Source organism: Rania fehmarnensis, from assembly GCF_056494185.1.
In genome coordinates this window covers 8759686-8776693 of sequence record NZ_CM151398.1, presented here as the reverse complement: position 1 = coordinate 8776693, position 17008 = coordinate 8759686, and the positions used below count along the sequence as shown (strand labels likewise).

Annotated in this window: 12 protein-coding genes; 9 read left to right on the top strand and 3 right to left on the bottom strand. The window is 53.6% G+C overall.

Annotated features, from left to right (window positions below; translation table 11 throughout):
- Window positions 1-115: 115 nt before the first annotated feature.
- From SH573x_RS29640 to SH573x_RS29605, 8 genes are all read left to right on the top strand, one after another.
- Window positions 116-2890, top strand: a complete 2775-nt coding sequence (locus SH573x_RS29640; RefSeq protein WP_479351776.1) for a cation-transporting P-type ATPase — start codon at window positions 116-118, stop codon at window positions 2888-2890.
- A 25-nt stretch (window positions 2891-2915) separates the two neighbouring features.
- Complete coding sequence (locus tag SH573x_RS29635) at window positions 2916-3743, top strand: universal stress protein (protein ID WP_479351774.1); 828 nt, start codon at window positions 2916-2918, stop codon at window positions 3741-3743.
- 168 nt (window positions 3744-3911) lie between these two features.
- On the top strand, window positions 3912-6317 hold the full coding sequence (gene ppsA / locus SH573x_RS29630; RefSeq protein ID WP_479351772.1) for a phosphoenolpyruvate synthase: 2406 nt from the start codon (window positions 3912-3914) through the stop codon (window positions 6315-6317).
- Window positions 6318-6341: 24 nt separating this feature from the next.
- On the top strand, window positions 6342-7301 hold the full coding sequence (locus tag SH573x_RS29625) for a universal stress protein (protein ID WP_479351770.1): 960 nt from the start codon (window positions 6342-6344) through the stop codon (window positions 7299-7301).
- A complete protein-coding gene (locus SH573x_RS29620) occupies window positions 7298-8068 on the top strand; it encodes a DUF1538 family protein (RefSeq protein WP_479351769.1) in 771 nt (256 codons plus the stop codon). The genes SH573x_RS29625 and SH573x_RS29620 overlap by 4 nt, the downstream gene beginning before the upstream one ends.
- Before the next feature lie 5 nt (window positions 8069-8073).
- Window positions 8074-8862 carry a DUF1538 domain-containing protein gene (locus SH573x_RS29615; RefSeq protein ID WP_479351767.1) on the top strand — a complete coding sequence of 263 codons (789 nt, stop codon included), beginning with the start codon at window positions 8074-8076 and terminating at the stop codon, window positions 8860-8862.
- A gap of 48 nt (window positions 8863-8910) precedes the next feature.
- Entirely contained in the window at window positions 8911-9261 is a 351-nt protein-coding gene (locus SH573x_RS29610) for a P-II family nitrogen regulator (RefSeq protein WP_479351765.1), read from the top strand.
- Complete coding sequence (locus SH573x_RS29605) at window positions 9258-9668, top strand: CBS domain-containing protein (RefSeq protein ID WP_479351763.1); 411 nt, start codon at window positions 9258-9260, stop codon at window positions 9666-9668. Before SH573x_RS29610 ends, SH573x_RS29605 begins: the two co-directional genes overlap by 4 nt.
- 224 nt (window positions 9669-9892) lie before the next feature.
- On the opposite strand, the gene SH573x_RS29600 is transcribed toward SH573x_RS29605, so the two are convergent.
- Both SH573x_RS29600 and SH573x_RS29595 read right to left on the bottom strand, forming a co-directional pair.
- Entirely contained in the window at window positions 9893-10510 is a 618-nt protein-coding gene (locus tag SH573x_RS29600) for a Uma2 family endonuclease (protein WP_479351761.1), read from the bottom strand.
- 142 nt (window positions 10511-10652) lie between these two features.
- On the bottom strand, window positions 10653-11750 hold the full coding sequence (locus SH573x_RS29595) for a hypothetical protein (protein WP_479351759.1): 1098 nt from the start codon (window positions 11748-11750) through the stop codon (window positions 10653-10655).
- 271 nt (window positions 11751-12021) lie between these two features.
- Between SH573x_RS29595 and SH573x_RS29590 the strand changes: the two genes are divergently transcribed.
- Window positions 12022-14544: a S8 family peptidase gene (locus tag SH573x_RS29590; RefSeq protein WP_479351757.1), complete on the top strand. Its 2523-nt coding sequence runs from the start codon at window positions 12022-12024 to the stop codon at window positions 14542-14544.
- Window positions 14545-14588: 44 nt separating this feature from the next.
- Here SH573x_RS29590 and SH573x_RS29585 read toward each other — a convergent pair whose 3' ends face one another.
- Window positions 14589-16940, bottom strand: a complete 2352-nt coding sequence (locus tag SH573x_RS29585; protein WP_479351755.1) for an ATP-binding cassette domain-containing protein — start codon at window positions 16938-16940, stop codon at window positions 14589-14591.
- Window positions 16941-17008: the final 68 nt, after the last annotated feature.

The following is a 17008-nucleotide window of genomic DNA, read 5'->3' as shown; positions in this document are numbered from 1 at the left end:
CCACCAAAACACTATGGTCGTAGGGTTCGATATCCGTTGGTCTGGCGCTGGCCCATAATCGTTCCGTCGCTAACCAAAGTCGATACTCTTAACGCAACCCAAGGACGATCAAACTGTGGATCGAATTGTCGGAGATAATCTGCACCAAATTCCCGCTGAAGAAGTCTTGCAGTTGTTGGGCACGGACGCCGAAAAAGGGCTCGACATCCTGGAGTTTCAGGCTCGACAGACGCGATTCGGCCCTAACCTAATTCCTGCGGCGAAAGGAACCAGTCCCTGGATGCGGTTCCTGCTGCAATTTTATACACCGTTGGTGATCATCTTGCTGATGGCGGCAGCCATCACCGCAGTATTGCACGAGTGGGTTGATTCGGCTGTAATCTTCGGCGTCGTTCTAGTGAATGCGGTTATTGGATTCTTACAGGAGTCTAGTGCAGCCAAGGCGCTGGCAGCCTTGGCCCAGACGACACTGACCGAAGCCAGCGTCTTGCGAGCCGGGGAGATGCGGCGAATCTCCTCAACCGAGTTGGTGCCAGGCGACATTGTCTTTTTACAGTCGGGCGACAAAGTACCTGCAGACATGCGCCTGTTCTACTGTCGCGATCTGCAAATTGATGAATCGGCCCTGACGGGAGAGTCGGTGCCGGTGAACAAACAAAGGGATGTGATGCCTGCGGACGTTTCACTCGCAGAACGTCGCAATCTAGTTTACACGTCCACTCTCGTGACCTACGGTCAAGCTCGCGGTGTGGTCTTCGCGACAGGCGCCAGTACAGAAGTAGGACACATCTCGAAACTGATCTCCACTGCTGACATGTTGGAAACGCCGTTAACGCGCAAAATTGCCAAGTTCAGCCGCTTGTTGTTGGTAGTAATCTTGGGGCTGGCTGGCGTGACGTTCCTGGTGGGTTGGATGCGCGGGCAACCGGCCTTCGAGATGTTCATGGCTGCAGTAGCCCTGGCAGTCGGAGCCATTCCTGAAGGACTGCCAGCAGCTGTCACGATTACATTGTCGATCGGTGTAGCGCGAATGGCGCGTCGTCGAGCCATCATCCGAAAGTTGCCCGCCGTCGAGACTTTGGGAAGCACCACGATCGTATGTTCCGACAAGACGGGGACGCTGACAGTCAATCAAATGACCGTCAGCGAAATCCTGGCAGGTGGTACTTTCTATGAAGTCTCCGGCAGTGGCTACGGCCCAGTTGGTGAGATAAAAACAGTGAGCGAGTCTGGAATTACACTGGCAGAGAACATGGCTGCGCGCGAATGCTTGCTAGCTGGACTACTTTGCAACGACTCAACACTGGCAGAAAAATCGGGACGATGGGAGGTTCAAGGCGATCCAACGGAAGGTGCCTTGATTGCCTCGGCCTCCAAAGCGGCAATGGACGTTAAGGAATGGTCAGTACGTTTGCGCCGGATCGATGTGATTCCATTCGAGAGTCAACATCAGTACATGGCTTCGCTCCATGAGAGCGCGGCTGACGGCAAGTGCAAACTGTATGTCAAAGGGGCTGCAGAGGTGGTTCTGCCAAAGTCCGTGGCGATGCTCGATGTAAGTGGTCATCGGGTTCCGATAGATTCAGACGCATTGCAACGGCAGCTTGAGTGTATGGCCGCCAAAGGCTTGCGAGTACTGGCTCTGGCGTCATCCGACTTGCATGACCACACAAAGTCGATTGGCCACGCTGACGTGAAAGAGCTGACATTGTTGGGTCTGCAGGGGATGATCGACCCACCGCGACCAGAAGCTATTAGCGCGGTGCAAGCGTGCCAGACGGCTGGAATCCATGTCAAGATGATCACGGGCGATCACGCCCTGACCGCTCAGGCTATTGCCAGACAGATTGGACTGAACGGGCGGACAGCCACGCCCCAAGGACCGCTGGTGCTGACTGGCCGCGAACTGGCCGAGCGATCCGATGCTCAACTGATTGAAACTGCCGATCAAGTGGCCGTATTTGCGCGCGTGACGCCCGAACAAAAACTGCGTCTGGTCCGCGCTCTACAGGCGGGAGGCCACATCGTTGCGATGACTGGAGACGGTGTCAATGATGCGCCGGCGCTAAAACAAGCCGACATTGGTGTGGCCATGGGATGCAGCGGTACCGAAGTCGCCAAGGAAGCAGCCGACATGGTCCTGACGGATGATAATTTTGCGACCATCGAAGCCGCCGTCGAAGAAGGACGCGGGGTATTCGACAATTTGACCAAGTTCATCGTTTGGACGATGCCCACGAATATGGGTGAAGGCTTGGTTATCCTGGCCGCGATTTTTGCAGGCACGACTCTACCGATCCTGCCCGTGCAGATCCTGTGGATCAATATGACCACGGCAGTGCTCTTAGGGCTGATGTTGGCTTTCGAATCCAAAGAAACAGACATCATGCAGCGACCACCTCGCGATCCCACGACACCGATCCTGACTGGCATTTTAATCGGTCGCATCTTGCTCGTTTCACTGATATTGCTTGTCGGTGCGTTTGGGTCATTCGAATGGGCTTTAGGTAAAGGTGGCAGCGATGCCTACGCTCGAACCGTGTCGGTCAACGTGTTCGTGATGGTGGAACTCTTTTATCTGTTCAATTGCCGCTCGCTAACCAAGTCGATGTTTGAAATCGGCATTTTCTCCAATCTGTGGATATGGGTAGGCGCGGGCTGCATGGTGACGCTCCAGTTGCTGTTCACGTACGCTCCATTCATGAACCAATTTTTCCATAGCGAGCCGATTGGTTGGGACGCCTGGTGGAGGATTCTGTTGACCGCCGTAGTGGCCTATTCGATTGTGGGACTGGAGAAGTGGATTCGACGGCAATGGACAGTTTCGGCGAGTATCGGTTTCGCGACGGTTGCCGATGCAGAAATGCCATCGAGGGAGCCAAAACGATGAGATACGAAGAGCAAGGAGGACGAACATGATAAAACGCATCCTGGTAGGATTGGCGGGCACACCCTATACAACCGTGGCTGTTCAGCGCGCCGTTACGCTGGCGCAAACGCATGATGCCGAGGTGACGGGAGTCACCATATTCAATAAGAGTCTCGTTCATAGCGAGGGCACCGGTCTGGTGACAGCGCCGAATCGCGGGTGGGTTTGCTCGGAGCGGTTGGAGATTGCGCGTTTGCAGATTCAACAAGCAGTTTCCGATTTTGAATCTGCCTGCCAGACAGCCAATGTCAAACATCGCGTCACCGAGGAATCTGGCGATGCGTTCACGTCGCTTATCGATCTGGCAAGATATCACGACCTGATGTTGTTTGGCCTGCGCAGCATTTTTGAATACGACTTTCTGGCTGGAGATCCTGAATCGCTCCTGGTTCGCTTGGTCACTGCTGGTGTTGGTCCGCTGATTGCCGTTTCGGAGAAGTACCGTAACATCTCTCGGGTGCTGATCGCCTACAGCGGTTCCATGGAGTCGGCCAAGGCGATGAAGCGGTTCGTGCAACTGCGACTGTGGCCTGAAGCGGAACTGCGACTGTTCACGTTTCATGCTTCCAACGACAAGGCACGTGAACTGTTGGTGGCTGCTGAGGGTTACTGTCGGGCGCACGGCTATCGAGTGACCCATGATTACAACCCAGGTGATCCAAACGTGTTGCTTCTGGCGGAAGCGGACTTGTGGCAGGCCGACATGATCGTCATGGGGAACAGCGCTCGTAGCGTGTTGCTGCGGAAGGTCCTGGGCGACACTCTGCTTGAAACGCTTCGCAATACAAAAATCCCACTGCTTCTCGCTCAGTGATTGTCAAGTTGAATGTATGAAATCGCGAGTGTGTCGACGATGAATATTCCAATGCAGGAAGCGAACCTGCCATTTTCGCTCCGCGGCTACTCCAGCCGCACAGCTGACCTCGCCTCGCTACTGGCGAAATCGTTGTAGACCATTTATCCACACACAAGAGAGAATCCCATGAAGACTTCCGATGCACATTCCTTCATCCGTTGGTTCGCTGATATCACCATAGCTGATGTGCCGCATGTTGGTGGCAAGAACGCATCACTTGGTGAGATGGTGCGCGAGCTCTCAGGCATGGGGGTGAAAGTTCCGAACGGCTTTGCCATTACAGCTGACGCCTTTCGCCATTTCATCCACGAAGCAAAGATAGATGACCGCATTCGCCTGACGCTCGCCGACTTAGACACAAGCGACATGGCGAATTTGAGTCAACGTGGAAATGATGTGCGTCACGCGATCCTCGATGCGAAACTTCCGCAAGATCTGCAAGACCTCATCGCTGAGGCATATGGCCAATTGCAAGGCGACAGTGCCGTGCCACTTGACGTAGCTGTGCGTTCATCGGCCACCGCTGAGGACTTGCCCGACGCAAGCTTTGCCGGACAGCAGGAAACCTATCTAAACGTGCAAGGTATTACAGCTCTACTGGAGACTTGCAAGCGTTGCTTCGCGTCGCTCTTTACCGACAGGGCGATCAGTTATCGGGTGGACAAAGGTTTCGATCATTTTAAGCTCGCGCTGAGTATCGGCGTACAGCGCATGGTGCGGTCCGACCTCGCTTGCTCTGGTGTAATGTTCACCATCGATACTGAGACTGGGTTTCGCGATGCGGTACTCATCAGCGCCGCGTATGGCTTGGGCGAAAACGTTGTACAAGGCTCGGTTACGCCGGACGAGTATGTTGTTTTCAAGCCGACCTTGAAGACGGGGCACCGACCGATTCTGCAAAGGACCATCGGCAGCAAGGAATTCAAGCTGGTGTATGACACGGGCGGCGGGAAGATGGTCAAGAACGTTCCCGTTTCGCCAGGCGATCGCGCTAAGCTAGCGCTTTCCGATGACGAAGTCTTGGCGCTTGCGCGCTGGGGTTGCATCGTCGAAGATCACTATTCCGCCAAGCGTGGCCAGCCGGCTCCCATGGACTTAGAGTGGGCCAAGGACGGACGAACCGGGGAACTGTTCATCGTGCAGGCGCGGCCCGAGACAGTGCAGTCTCGAAAAGACCCAGAAGTGCTGGAGTCCTTTCAACTGGGCCAGCGCAGTTCGGTGCTGACAAGCGGGCGCAGCGTCGGTGAGAAGATTGCCACTGGACGAGTTCGAGTCATCAAGAGCGCGCAGTTCATCGATCAGTTTCAAGAGGGCGAGGTATTGGTGACGGATAAGACCGATCCCGATTGGCAGCCAATCATGAAGAAAGCCGCTGCCATCATTACCAATCGCGGCGGTCGCACCTGCCACGCGGCAATCGTCAGTCGTGAGCTGGGCGTTCCAGCCATCGTCGGTACAGAGCACGGAACGGAGGCACTCAAGGACGGCCAAATGGTGACCGTGAGTTGCGCTGAAGGAGACACGGGGTTCGTCTATGACGGTGTGCTGCCCTTTGAAGTGAAGCGCATATGCCTTAAGACACTCGGCCATCCGCGCACGAAGGTAATGATGAACCTGGCCAATCCTGAAGAAGCTTTCTCGCTCTCCTTCATTCCCAACGAAGGCGTTGGTCTGGCGCGCATGGAGTTCATCATTACGACCTACATTAAAATCCATCCGCTGGCACTGGTCGACTTCGAGCGACTTGAAGACTCCTCAGCTAAAGCTGAGATCGAACGGCTTACAACCGGCTACACCGACAAGCCACAATTTTTTGTGGACAAGTTGGCGCAGGGTGTCGGGATGATTGCCGCCGCTTTCTATCCCAAGGACGTGATCCTGCGCTTGAGCGACTTTAAGACCAACGAATACGCCAATCTCATTGGCGGACGTGCCTATGAGCCGCAAGAGGAGAACCCCATGCTCGGTTTTCGCGGAGCGAGCCGCTATTACAACCCTCGCTACCAAGCGGGATTCGCGCTCGAGTGTCGTGCCATGAAAAAAGTACGAGACGAGATGGGCTTAACCAATCTAAAGCTGATGATTCCCTTCTGTCGCACCGTCGAGGATGGCCGCCGTGTGCAGGCCGAAATGGAAAAGCACGGATTGCGGCGTGGCGAAAACCAGTTGGAGCTTTACGTCATGTGCGAGATTCCCAGCAACGTTATTCTCGCCGAAGAATTTGCCGACATCTTTGACGGTTTCAGCATCGGCTCAAACGATCTAACTCAACTCATTCTCGGAGTCGACCGAGACAGCGAAATCGTTGCGCCGATATTTGACGAGCGCAATCCCGCCGTGAAAAAAATGATTGCCCAAGTCATCGCCACCTGCCGCGCTCGGGGGCGCAAAATCGGCATCTGCGGACAGGCACCCAGCGACTATCCGGAGTTCGCTAAGTTCCTGGTTGAGCAAGGCATTCATAGCATCTCGCTGAATCCTGACACGGTTCTCAAAACCACACTGGCAATTCTGGAACAAGAGAGCAACTAAACATAAGGTCGTAGGGGAAATCGCATGAGTAGTGATGAAAATCAGAAACGGATTTTGGTAGCCATTGACTTCTCAGAGTCATCGCCGGCGGCTTTGAGGCAAGCTGTATGGCTCGCCAAAAGAACGGGCGCGACGATCACTGTAGCCCATGGATTGCCATCTGTATCTCACGCGATGCCACCCGAAACCGGCCCCAAGCTGGACCTGTTCTTAGATCTTTGGGCCAACGAAGGTGATTCGCCTGAAGAGCTGGAATTGGCGGCCAGACGCGATACAGAGGCCAAGATACATAGACTGATTGAACCACTGGCCTGCTCAACTCCTGTCGAGACTCAAGTGTTCTTTGGCATTGCCTTCGTGGAGATAATAAAGCTGGTCGAAAAACAGATGTATGACTTCGTGATTGTGGGGACACGAGGTCTTATGCCGTGGGAGCAGTTCTTAGTCGGAAGTACGGCGAAACGGCTGATCCGAAAATGTCCCTCGTCGGTTTGGATCGTCAAGGCCGAACACGTTTGCCCGCCGCAAGTTGTTATGGCCGCAACCGATTTTTCAGATGTCAGTCTCAAGGCTGCGACAGAAGGTCTATGGCTAGCGCAACAAGCCAAGGCTGAGTTCCACTTGTTGCACGTCGTTGATTCAAACGATGTTCCAGAAGATCTAATTTGTCGAATTCCCAAAGGGAGTTCGTTGCAACAAGAGATCAATCTAGAGGCGTCAAAGAGAATGGATGCATTCATCGAGTCACTTGCGGTCGATCGAAGCAGCATTCAAGTGCATCAGACCTGGGGTGCACCTTGGCAAGAGATTCGTCGAGCTGCGAAGTTTCAGGCGGTAGATCTTTTGGTAATGGGGACGATCGGGCGAAGTGGCATCCCAGGAATGCTCCTCGGCAATACCGCCGAAAAAATTCTCGACTCGTGCGACTGCAGCATGCTCACTGTCAAGCCATCGCAGGCGTGCCAGGGGAGTAACTTGCCATGAAGGGCAAGCCAATGGATTGGAGAATGTTGAGAGCAGTTTTCGAGACAATAGCCTTGAGCTTGCGGGATCTGCTACCGATCATTCTCACTGTGGGCGCCTTTCAACTCTTGGTGTTTCGTCAACCGATCCAGAATCTGGGGCAGATATCGATCGGACTCGTTCTGGTTGTGATCGGGTTAGCATTATTTGTGAAGGGACTTGAACTCGGGTTGTTCCCCCTTGGAGAATCGATGGCCCATGCACTGGCCCGCAGAGGTAGTGTCGGCTGGCTGATTGCATTCGCCTTTGCTCTTGGGTTCGGGACCACGTTTGCGGAACCAGCCTTGATAGCTATTGCGGGTAAGGCGGCTGATATGCAAGTTGCAGATAACGATGTTGCCCACGCAAGATTGAATCAACAGGATACACTTCGCGGCAACTATGCATTTAACCTTCGGATAACAGTTGCTTTGGCAGTAGGAACGGCTTTAGTTGTTGGCGTATTGCGAATCATCAAGGGATGGCCAATTCACTATTTGATCATGGCGGGTTACGCAACGGTACTGTTACTTACGCCGCTTGCTCCCGCGGGTATTGTGGCTGTCGCCTATGACTCGGGTGGTGTCACAACTTCCACGATTACAGTTCCTTTGACTACCGCGCTTGGCATCGGCCTGGCATCGAACATCAGAGGACGCAATCCACTCATCGATGGATTCGGACTTATTGCATTTGCGTCGCTGACGCCCATCCTATTTGTTTTGATTTGGGGAATTGCGTGCTCATAAACCTCATGCAACAAATTGGCTGCTCGGTGGTCATGTCGCTGCGTGATGTGATGCCGATAGTTCTGGTTGTCATTTTTTTCCAGGGCCTGGTGCTGCGCCGTCCTATTGCACATTGGCAACGCATACTCGCGGGTGTCGCCTGCGTAGTTTTGGGCTTGGCACTATTCTTGGTGGGGCTGGAACTCGCGCTGTTTCCATTGGGGGAAGCTATGGCGCGCCAGCTCGCTTCGCCGGAGTTCGTATCTAAGGGATTGACGCTGGAACCTGATGCCATCGTCCCCTGGTATCGATTTCATTGGACCTATTTGTTTGCGTTCGCAATCGGCTTTAGTGCAACGATTGCGGAGCCAGCACTGCTTGCTGTGGCGATCAAAGCCCACGAAGTTTCCGGAGGGACAATTCATGTCTGGGGGCTTCGGGGAGCGGTGGCATTTGGTTCTGGCATGGGCGTCGCGTTGGGGACCTTTCGCATAGTGTCGGGGATACCATTGCCCTATTTCATTTTGACAGGCTATCTCGTCGTAATTGTGCAAACATACTTTGCGCCTAAAAAAATCGTTCCGCTGGCATATGATTCTGGGGGCGTAACGACTTCGACGATTACGGTCCCACTCGTCACGGCACTTGGATTGGGACTGGCTGGGCAAATACCAGGCCGCAATCCTTTGGCCGAAGGATTCGGGATGATCGCCTTGGCCGTCTTATTCCCTATGATCACTGTCATGGCGTACGGACTGATTGCGCAGTGGTGGACGACACGAGCCAGCCATAGATCTGAAAACCCTAGTGACTAGTTATTTTTGATTCTTCGACCAAAACACTTTTTGTAACGCGAGACTCGAATGCATTTTAAATTGATACTCGCCTTTTTAGACGAGGACAAGACGGAGGCGGTAATGCGAGCAGCGCGTGAAGTAGGCGCTACTGGAGCCACAGTTATTGGCAATGCGCGCGGCGAAGGGCTCAAACCCGCCAAAACATTTTTGGGACTATCTCTAGATACGCAATGTGATGTACTGCTGTTCTTGGTCGAGCAACATTTGAGCAGGCAAATCTTGGAGCGAATCTGCGAGACAGGAGCATTCGACACTACACCAGGAACTGGGATCGCTCTGCAGATCGACGTGGAGGATGCGGTGGGAGTTCAGCACCAGATCAAGAAGCTTACAGAAATCGTTGAGACAAAATTATGAATGAGCCAAAGATTGTCCGTGTCGTTGACGTCATGAAACGGAATTTCGATCTCATGGATGGAACGCTGACAGTCAAAGCCGCGTTACAGTGTATGAAGCATCCTGAAACGCGGGCGTTGATTATCGACAAACGCAACGCCGACGACGAATACGGCCTCGTGCTTATTTCCGATATCGCTAAGAAAGTGCTGGCCGCGGATCGGTCACCTGAACGAGTGAACTTGTATGAGATCATGGCCAAACCTGTCTTAAGTGTAAATCCGGAAATGAACATCCGCTATTGCGCTCGTCTCTTGGAGAGGTTTGGAATCATGCGTGCACCGGTCATCAGCAATGGTCAGGTAATGGGTATCGTCAGCTTTCATGACCTAGTGCTCCAGGGACTAATGGAATTGATCAAGGAATAGTTCACATAACTAACGGGCTGTCCATGTAGCTGCGATGAGTCACACTGCTCTCCACCGACCTTGCGTCGGTGGAAGCACGACTGGTGGGCTAGGGTCCACGGGCTAGCCGTTCAGTCATCGGTCCACCGAGACGAACTCGGTGGGGCCGAAGAAGCCTCATTGGCAAGGGGCAATTGAACCTATCGTAAGTGTTCGGCGCATTGAAGAACTACTGCCCACTGGCGTTAGTCGCTGGAAACTTCATACTCCGATACATGCTCCTGAATACAATTGGCTGTGAATTCGATCCCTGCGTAGATGTCGCGAAGCGATAGAGAACATCCCAGGAATGGAAGACCAATTTCTGCTTCGATGCCAGAGTAAGTCTCGCGGAGAAATCCCTTTTCCGTTCGTCGCATCACGATGGCAAATGGCGTATGTTGCTCCAGAATGACGTAGCATTCCAGCGAAGGGATTTCAAGGTATGCGTCAAGCTTCTCATCCAAATCATACTGCCGAGTTGAAGGCGAAAGAACCTCGACCAGCAGAACCGGGGTGTCTTGATATACCTCGGTAGGAGCATTGCTTTCACACACGACTTGAAGGTCCGGATAATAGAATCGCGTTCGTCCTGCGTTACGAATTCGCACTTTCGTATCGGAATCAAATGGTTGGCACTTCATCCCTTTTAGGGCGAGACCAAGTTGAACGAGGCAATTTACCTTGACTCGATTGTGACGGTTGGCTGCGCCGGTCATGGCTCGAACCCGACCATCGACGTATTCGCTGCGTATCGAGGCTGTTGCCTCGGCAGTCAAATAGTCGCTAACCGATACGAACTCGGGTCTCTCTGCAATACTCATTTTTTCGCCGGATGATCACGAGTAGACTGTCAACGCCAACTGTCTATGTTACGGTAAGTCGCAGCCAGAATCTACTTGATCCGACATCCTGTAGAATGACGGCTGCCGACAAACGGTTGGGCTCGCACGGCCGCCGAGGCAGCTATAGTCCCAAGCCTAACGAGACCTTGATGATTCCTTTGAGCCTCGCGTTGCGGAGCATGGATTGACGTTCGTCTAAGTCGATGTGTCCCAGAATCGCCGCTTGTTCGGAGTAGCGTTGGCTGTTCTCCCACTCTTCCTCGACAAACTGCAAACTCGCCTTCAGTTCGTCGCGGGCGTCGCCGCGCAGGTTTCTCATCAGCTGGCCGATGGCCAATTCGTTTGAAGTACTATTGTCCAAGATGTTACTATGCAGCAACGTCACAACCAACAAACGTACGCTATCAGCGTCCGCCGGATTTCGGGTCAAGGCGGCGAACATCAACTGCGCCAACTCTGGATCGCTGAGAGTGCCGCCACGCAGGATCTTAAGACGTGCTAGACGACCGTATGGTAAAGCACTATCGGTATCCAGTTCTAGCGACCGTCGAAAATGCTTGTTCGAATGGCTCCACAAAACTGCACGCGACCATACACCGGTCACCAACTCCCGCGATGCATCGGAGTTCTGCCCCTGCAAATCCGTGAGCAACTGGGCCAAGCGATAAGCTGCTTCGCCAGTCATCAGGTGGACTTTGGCTGCGTTGGGTGCCTCGTCAACCTTGGCGATCAGTTGGCCCAGCATTTCTTGAAGCTTGACACAGTCCTGCCGAGCCCTTTCGACAGGGATAACGCGATCTTGGCTATGGGTGTTCATCAACTCCGTAAATGCATCGAAGATCTGGCCTGCACTCTCTTCGGCCTTCTCTGCTTCTGACGGAACCGCTGGGGTTGCGTAACTCACGCTCTTAACCGGCTCTTGGGCAGGCGGCTGCGATGCTTGCTCAGCCGGTTGTTGAACCGGTTGCTGAGGCTCTGGCTGAGACGGTTGCTGAACTTCTGGCTGAACTGCTGGCTGAACTGCTGGCTGAACTGCTGGCTGGGGCGTTTGTTCAGCTGCAGCTTCCAACTCAACTTCATTCTCGGTCAATGGTTCTACGGTCTGAGGCTGGGGTTGTTCGGCGAGTGGGCTATCGCTTTGAGGCGATGTGCATCCCGTTAGGGTGGCCAGTGATATTAGAACTGCCAAGAGCTTTGTTTGCGAAAGCCAAGTCATCATCGATTCCTTCTCAAATTGGAATAACTGAAAGGGTAACTAGCAATAAGATTCCCAACGCCAACGGAGAGTGGACAAGCGAAAACGCTTTTTCGTAACTCGCGGTGCTGACTTCAGGGTGATTGAGAGCGGCTATTCTTCGAACGGACAATTTCTTGAAATTCTTGTCCACTCGACGAATCGGTTCGGAACCTATAGGTGTACGGGCGACACCTTGAGTTCGCATCGCGACAGCCTGTGCCCGAATGGTCCAATCTTTTGTGGAGCTGATAGGATGAGATTTTTAAATGTGAATCGTGGCAGATTGTCCAAGTTGGGGCATCGAAACTCCAGCAAAGCTGGCCGGCAATTTCGAACCCTGCGGCACGAACACATGGAGGTTCGAAGTCTGATGGCGGCAGATTTGCTGAGCGTACCATCGGCCGTTCGGGAACATCAGTTCGACGGCGCCTGGTTTGCGCGTGTTTCGGATTCAGCATCCAGTACCGCCGCCTGTCAAGCCACGGAGACGGTCCAGTGGAAAGGGGTGCCTGTCGAAGCTGCGCACCAGGAATGGGTCGTACAATTCACCAAGCAGTCGGGGATCTCCACCGCAGTTGATGCGAAGGAGTTCTTCAGTCAGTATGCTGCAGGCATCAAAGTTGTCGGCGGGCTAGGCGAGAACGGGCAAGTGCTGGTGCAGGCTGAGGGTATGTCTTTTACTGAAGCCACCCAAGTCATGCAGGCCATTCCCGCACTTGAGTACTTTGAGCCCAATCTGATTAGCACAGCCCAGGGTACACCCAACGATCCTGCGTTCCCACAACTGTACGGTTTGCGGAACAGCGCGGACCAGGACATTGATGCTGATCAAGCCTGGGACTTGACGGTTGGCAAGAAAAATATGGTTGCGGCTGTGGTTGACAGTGGTATTGACTATAACCATCCCGACTTGGCGGCGAACATGTGGAGAAATCCCGGCGAGATCGCCGGGGACCGTCTCGACAACGATGGCAACGGCTTTGTAGATGATGTTCACGGGTTTGATTTCTATAACTGGGACAGTGATCCCATGGATGCGCATGGCCATGGAACCCACGTGGCAGGTACCATTGGAGCCGTAGGCAATAACGCTCGCGGCGTTACTGGCGTGGCGTGGAATACATCGATCATGGCTATCCGTATTCTGGGTGCGGACAACCGCTCTACTTCGATGGCGAATATTATCGCTGCCGTAAATTATGTCACGATGATGCGCGTCGACTATGGAGTTAATATTCGAGTCGCCAATCATAGTTGGGGTGGCTATGGCTATTCGCAAGCTTTGCGAGATGCCATTGTTCGTAGCGGCGAGGCTGACATTCTGTTGGTGGCCAGCGCCATGAACGACAATCTTTCAAACGATCTCCGTCCCGCGTACCCGGCCAGTTACGATGCGTCCAATATCATTAGCGTGGCCGCTGTCAACTCGGCTGGTCGCTATGCTGCCTTCAGTAACTATGGAGCACGGTCGGTCGATATCGCCGCTCCCGGAGTCGACATCTACAGCACTTTGCCGGGCGGACGCTATGGATACTTTACCGGCACCAGTATGGCGGCACCGCATGTAACCGGTACCGCGCTCTTGGCTGCATCGATCAATCCCGAACTCGGGGTCAGCACTCTGAAACAGATCATAATGAGTACGGTCGATCCCCTATCCGACCAAAGCAAATTGACGGTCACGCGCGGCAGAGTGAACGCCAACAGAGCAGTGATAAAGGCGCGCGCTACGATTGGAGAAGCAGATCACTTTGGCGTGTGGCGTCCCGAGGGCGGCCTTTTCTTTGCCGATACTGGTCCCCAAGGCAATAGCGGTGAAAGATCTGTACAGTTTGGTTTGCCCGGAGATATACCAGTTGCTGGCGATTGGGATGGAGATGGACGCGACACGATCGGCGTGTTTCGACCGAACGGCGGATTGTTTTTCTTGGATGTCAACAAACCTGGATACTCAGGCGAAGGCGCTTTCCAATTTGGACTGCCCGGCGATTTGCCCATAGCGGGTGACTGGAATGGTGATGGTATCGATGAAGTGGGAGTATTCCGACCAAGCAGCGGTCATTTCTTCCTCGACACCGGGCCTCGCGGCTACAACGGTGAGCAACCGTTTGCATTCGGACTAGCCGGTGATCTACCGATCGCAGGTGACTGGGATGGAAACGGTATCGATGAAGTTGGCGTGTTTCGTTCGGGCGGTCGTTCGTTCTACTTGGACTCAGGCCCAAGGGGATACAACGGTGAGGTACCATTTCATTTCAGTGGCCCAGGTAACCTGCCCTTCGCCGGCGACTGGGATCGCGATGGACGAGACAACGTCGGCATGTTCAACAGCAATGGCGGCTGGGCGGTACTAGATGTTGGCCAGCCAGGCTATAACGGCGAGGCTTATTTCCAATTCGGTCGAGCTGGAGATTATCCGGTTAGCGGACTTTGGAATAACTACGTCAAAGTCAGCGTGGCTAAAAAACCGGGTTTTGGTAAAGTGGGCGCGGCGGCGGCAGCAACTGTTATCGCTCCTGGCACCAGTCTGCCAACGATCTCACCAGAGAATGAGCGTGAAGATTGGCGGGCCACTAACCATACTTCAGAAGATTCTCAGCGCTGGACCGACGCAAGTTCGCATGACCTTGTTTTTCAGACGGGCAGCCGTTTGCTGCTCGAGCCGGAAGTGGCAATCTGCAAGGAACTACCACACTCAACTTCCCACGATCTTGCCATGCTCCAGTTAGGATCGGAATGGGATTCGAATGTACTTCGCAAGCGTGGGACACGCTGAATTTGGTCTGGGTTGAATTAGAAACTGATAAAGGTTGCGCGAGGCTATGGCTTACGAGCAAAGATCGACCATGATCTCTGGCCATGCCCGCGCACTTTCGACAGTTTCCAGATAGCGACGAACATGCAGACGGATGCTTGGAGCAGGAGCATTGCACTGGATGCAATGAGAGTCGTAGGTGGGCTGGCTAGATAGGTTTGCATGCTGGAACTGAATACGCCGCGAATCAAACCATAGGTCCAGTAGCAACTCACAGAGCACTGAGCCAGTAACTCGGACCAGCCGTAGAGCGGCTTGAGACCGGCTGACAAAACGATTTGCGGAATGAGAACCACTGGAACCAGCAAAGTAGCGAGTTCTTCAGTGGTTACCAGCGCGGAAATGGTCAAGCCGGTTATAACACCGATGACCGAACTGACTCCCACGATCGCAGCGGCATGAGGAAAAGAGCCCGGCAGCTGACAGCACCAGTACACCACGCCGAACATCACGAAGGCTTGGAGCATACTGAAAAGCGCCAAGGGCACAAGCTTTGAACCATAATAGGCCCAGGGCACTAGACCCGCGTGGTATTCCTTCTCGTACAAAGGCCGCTCCTTGACGATCTCTTTGGATGCGTTATTACATCCGAACCAGTAACAAGTTGCCACAGACAGGAATAACAGCAGGGCGCTTGAATTGGTTTGTGTATACAGATTGGGCACACCGTTGGCGTCTTTAGCGGCAGTTACATCTCCGAACACCAACACCAACAAGCAGGCAATCAACAACGTCTGTCCCACTGCACCAATGAGAGTGCCCACATCCGACCTCAATATGCGAACATATCGATTGACTAGCACTGAGAACTGTCGCCATGTTTGCGCTGAGGGAGGCAGCCTCAGAAGTGCCTCGGCGTGAACTGGCGAATCTTTGGGCGGCGAACTCGAAGCTCTATCCACAATCATTAACTGGTACAATGGATGAGACCGAAAGACGCGCTGCCAATGATCGGGTGTACGTTCTTGTAAGCGCGTGTAGATCTTGCCAATGTCGGTAACTTGAAAGAACTCTAGCGCCTGTCGCGGCGGGCCCATAAAGACTAGTCGGCCGCCTTCGGCCAAGACCACAATGAAGTGGCAAGTTTCTTCGACATGCGCCAGATTGTGAGTGACGCAAACGACCGATTTACCGTGTTGGGCGATGCTTCGAAAGAGCCTCATCGCCTCACCGTCGGATTGCAAATCCAGTCCACTGGTAACTTCATCCAGCAACAAGATGTTGGGATCGGCAAGCAATTCAGTTGCCAGGCTAAGGCGTTTCGTTTGACCACCGCTAAGTTTGGCGATGCGCGTACGCCTGTGTTTGGACAGGCCGACGGATTCAATGATGCGTTCTAGTTGAGCCTGCATTTCATCCGGCGAAGTATCGGCTGGCAAGCGCAATTGAGCCGTAAAACGTAGCGACTGTTCTACGGTTAGGCCCGCGGGCAAGACATCGCGCTGCGGGACCAGCACCAAATCGCGTTTGAGCTGGTCGTAGTTGGCAACAACATCGATGCCGTTGAGATGAACACTGCCTTCATCCACGGATTCTCTCGCGCCTAGCGCTTTCAGCAAGGTCGATTTTCCACAACCCGCAGGACCCAGGATACAAATGAACTCACGCGGTTTAATCCCTAAGGAAACATGGTCGAGAATGGTTTTGGTGTGGTTTCGCTCTACGACTCGTTTGACGATCTGGCGCGCGATCAGATGGTGATTAACGCTTCGCGATTGAGCACTAAGTCGACCTGCAGAGTAGGTGATCAAATAGGGGCCGATGCCAATGGTTGAACCATCTACCAGTTCGGCGGTGGTGTGGACGGCACGACCATCGAGAAATGTTCCGCAACAGCTTCCGAGGTCTCGGAGGAAATATCTACCACTTTCTGTTCTGATCGAGGCGTGAACTCGAGAGACCTGAATATGTGGCAGGACGACGGAAGCCCGGCGAACATCGCGACCAAGGATCACTTCTCCTTGCACCAGAAAAGAGAAATCACTGGAAAGTTCGGCCTGAGCGATTCCTCCTGTCCTGGTAGTAACATCCGATGGGTTGCCTCCGATTACTCCTACCTCTGTCGGCGGATGTTCAAGCAAGAACTCAAAGCGACTCTGGCCGGCTGAAATGATGACATCCTGCTGCAGGGAAACCGGATCCGTGAGGGCGATTCCCGCACAAAGTGTTGGAGAGACCTTGGACAAAGGGCACAGGGTGCATCGATTGGCCGCGTCAATTTCGATCACAAACTGTTCACGCGAGCAGGTTTCGTCGCGTATAGGTAAGTCCGCGCTGGGACTGCGACCCACAGCAAAACGACTGGATGCTGGCAGTAGATAGAGGGTGTTGGTGCGGATATCGCGAAGAAATGCCATGTATTTGTGTCCACCTTGGGCCGCCGTTGGGGATCTTACTTCATACGTAAGCTTACCGAGCACTGCAG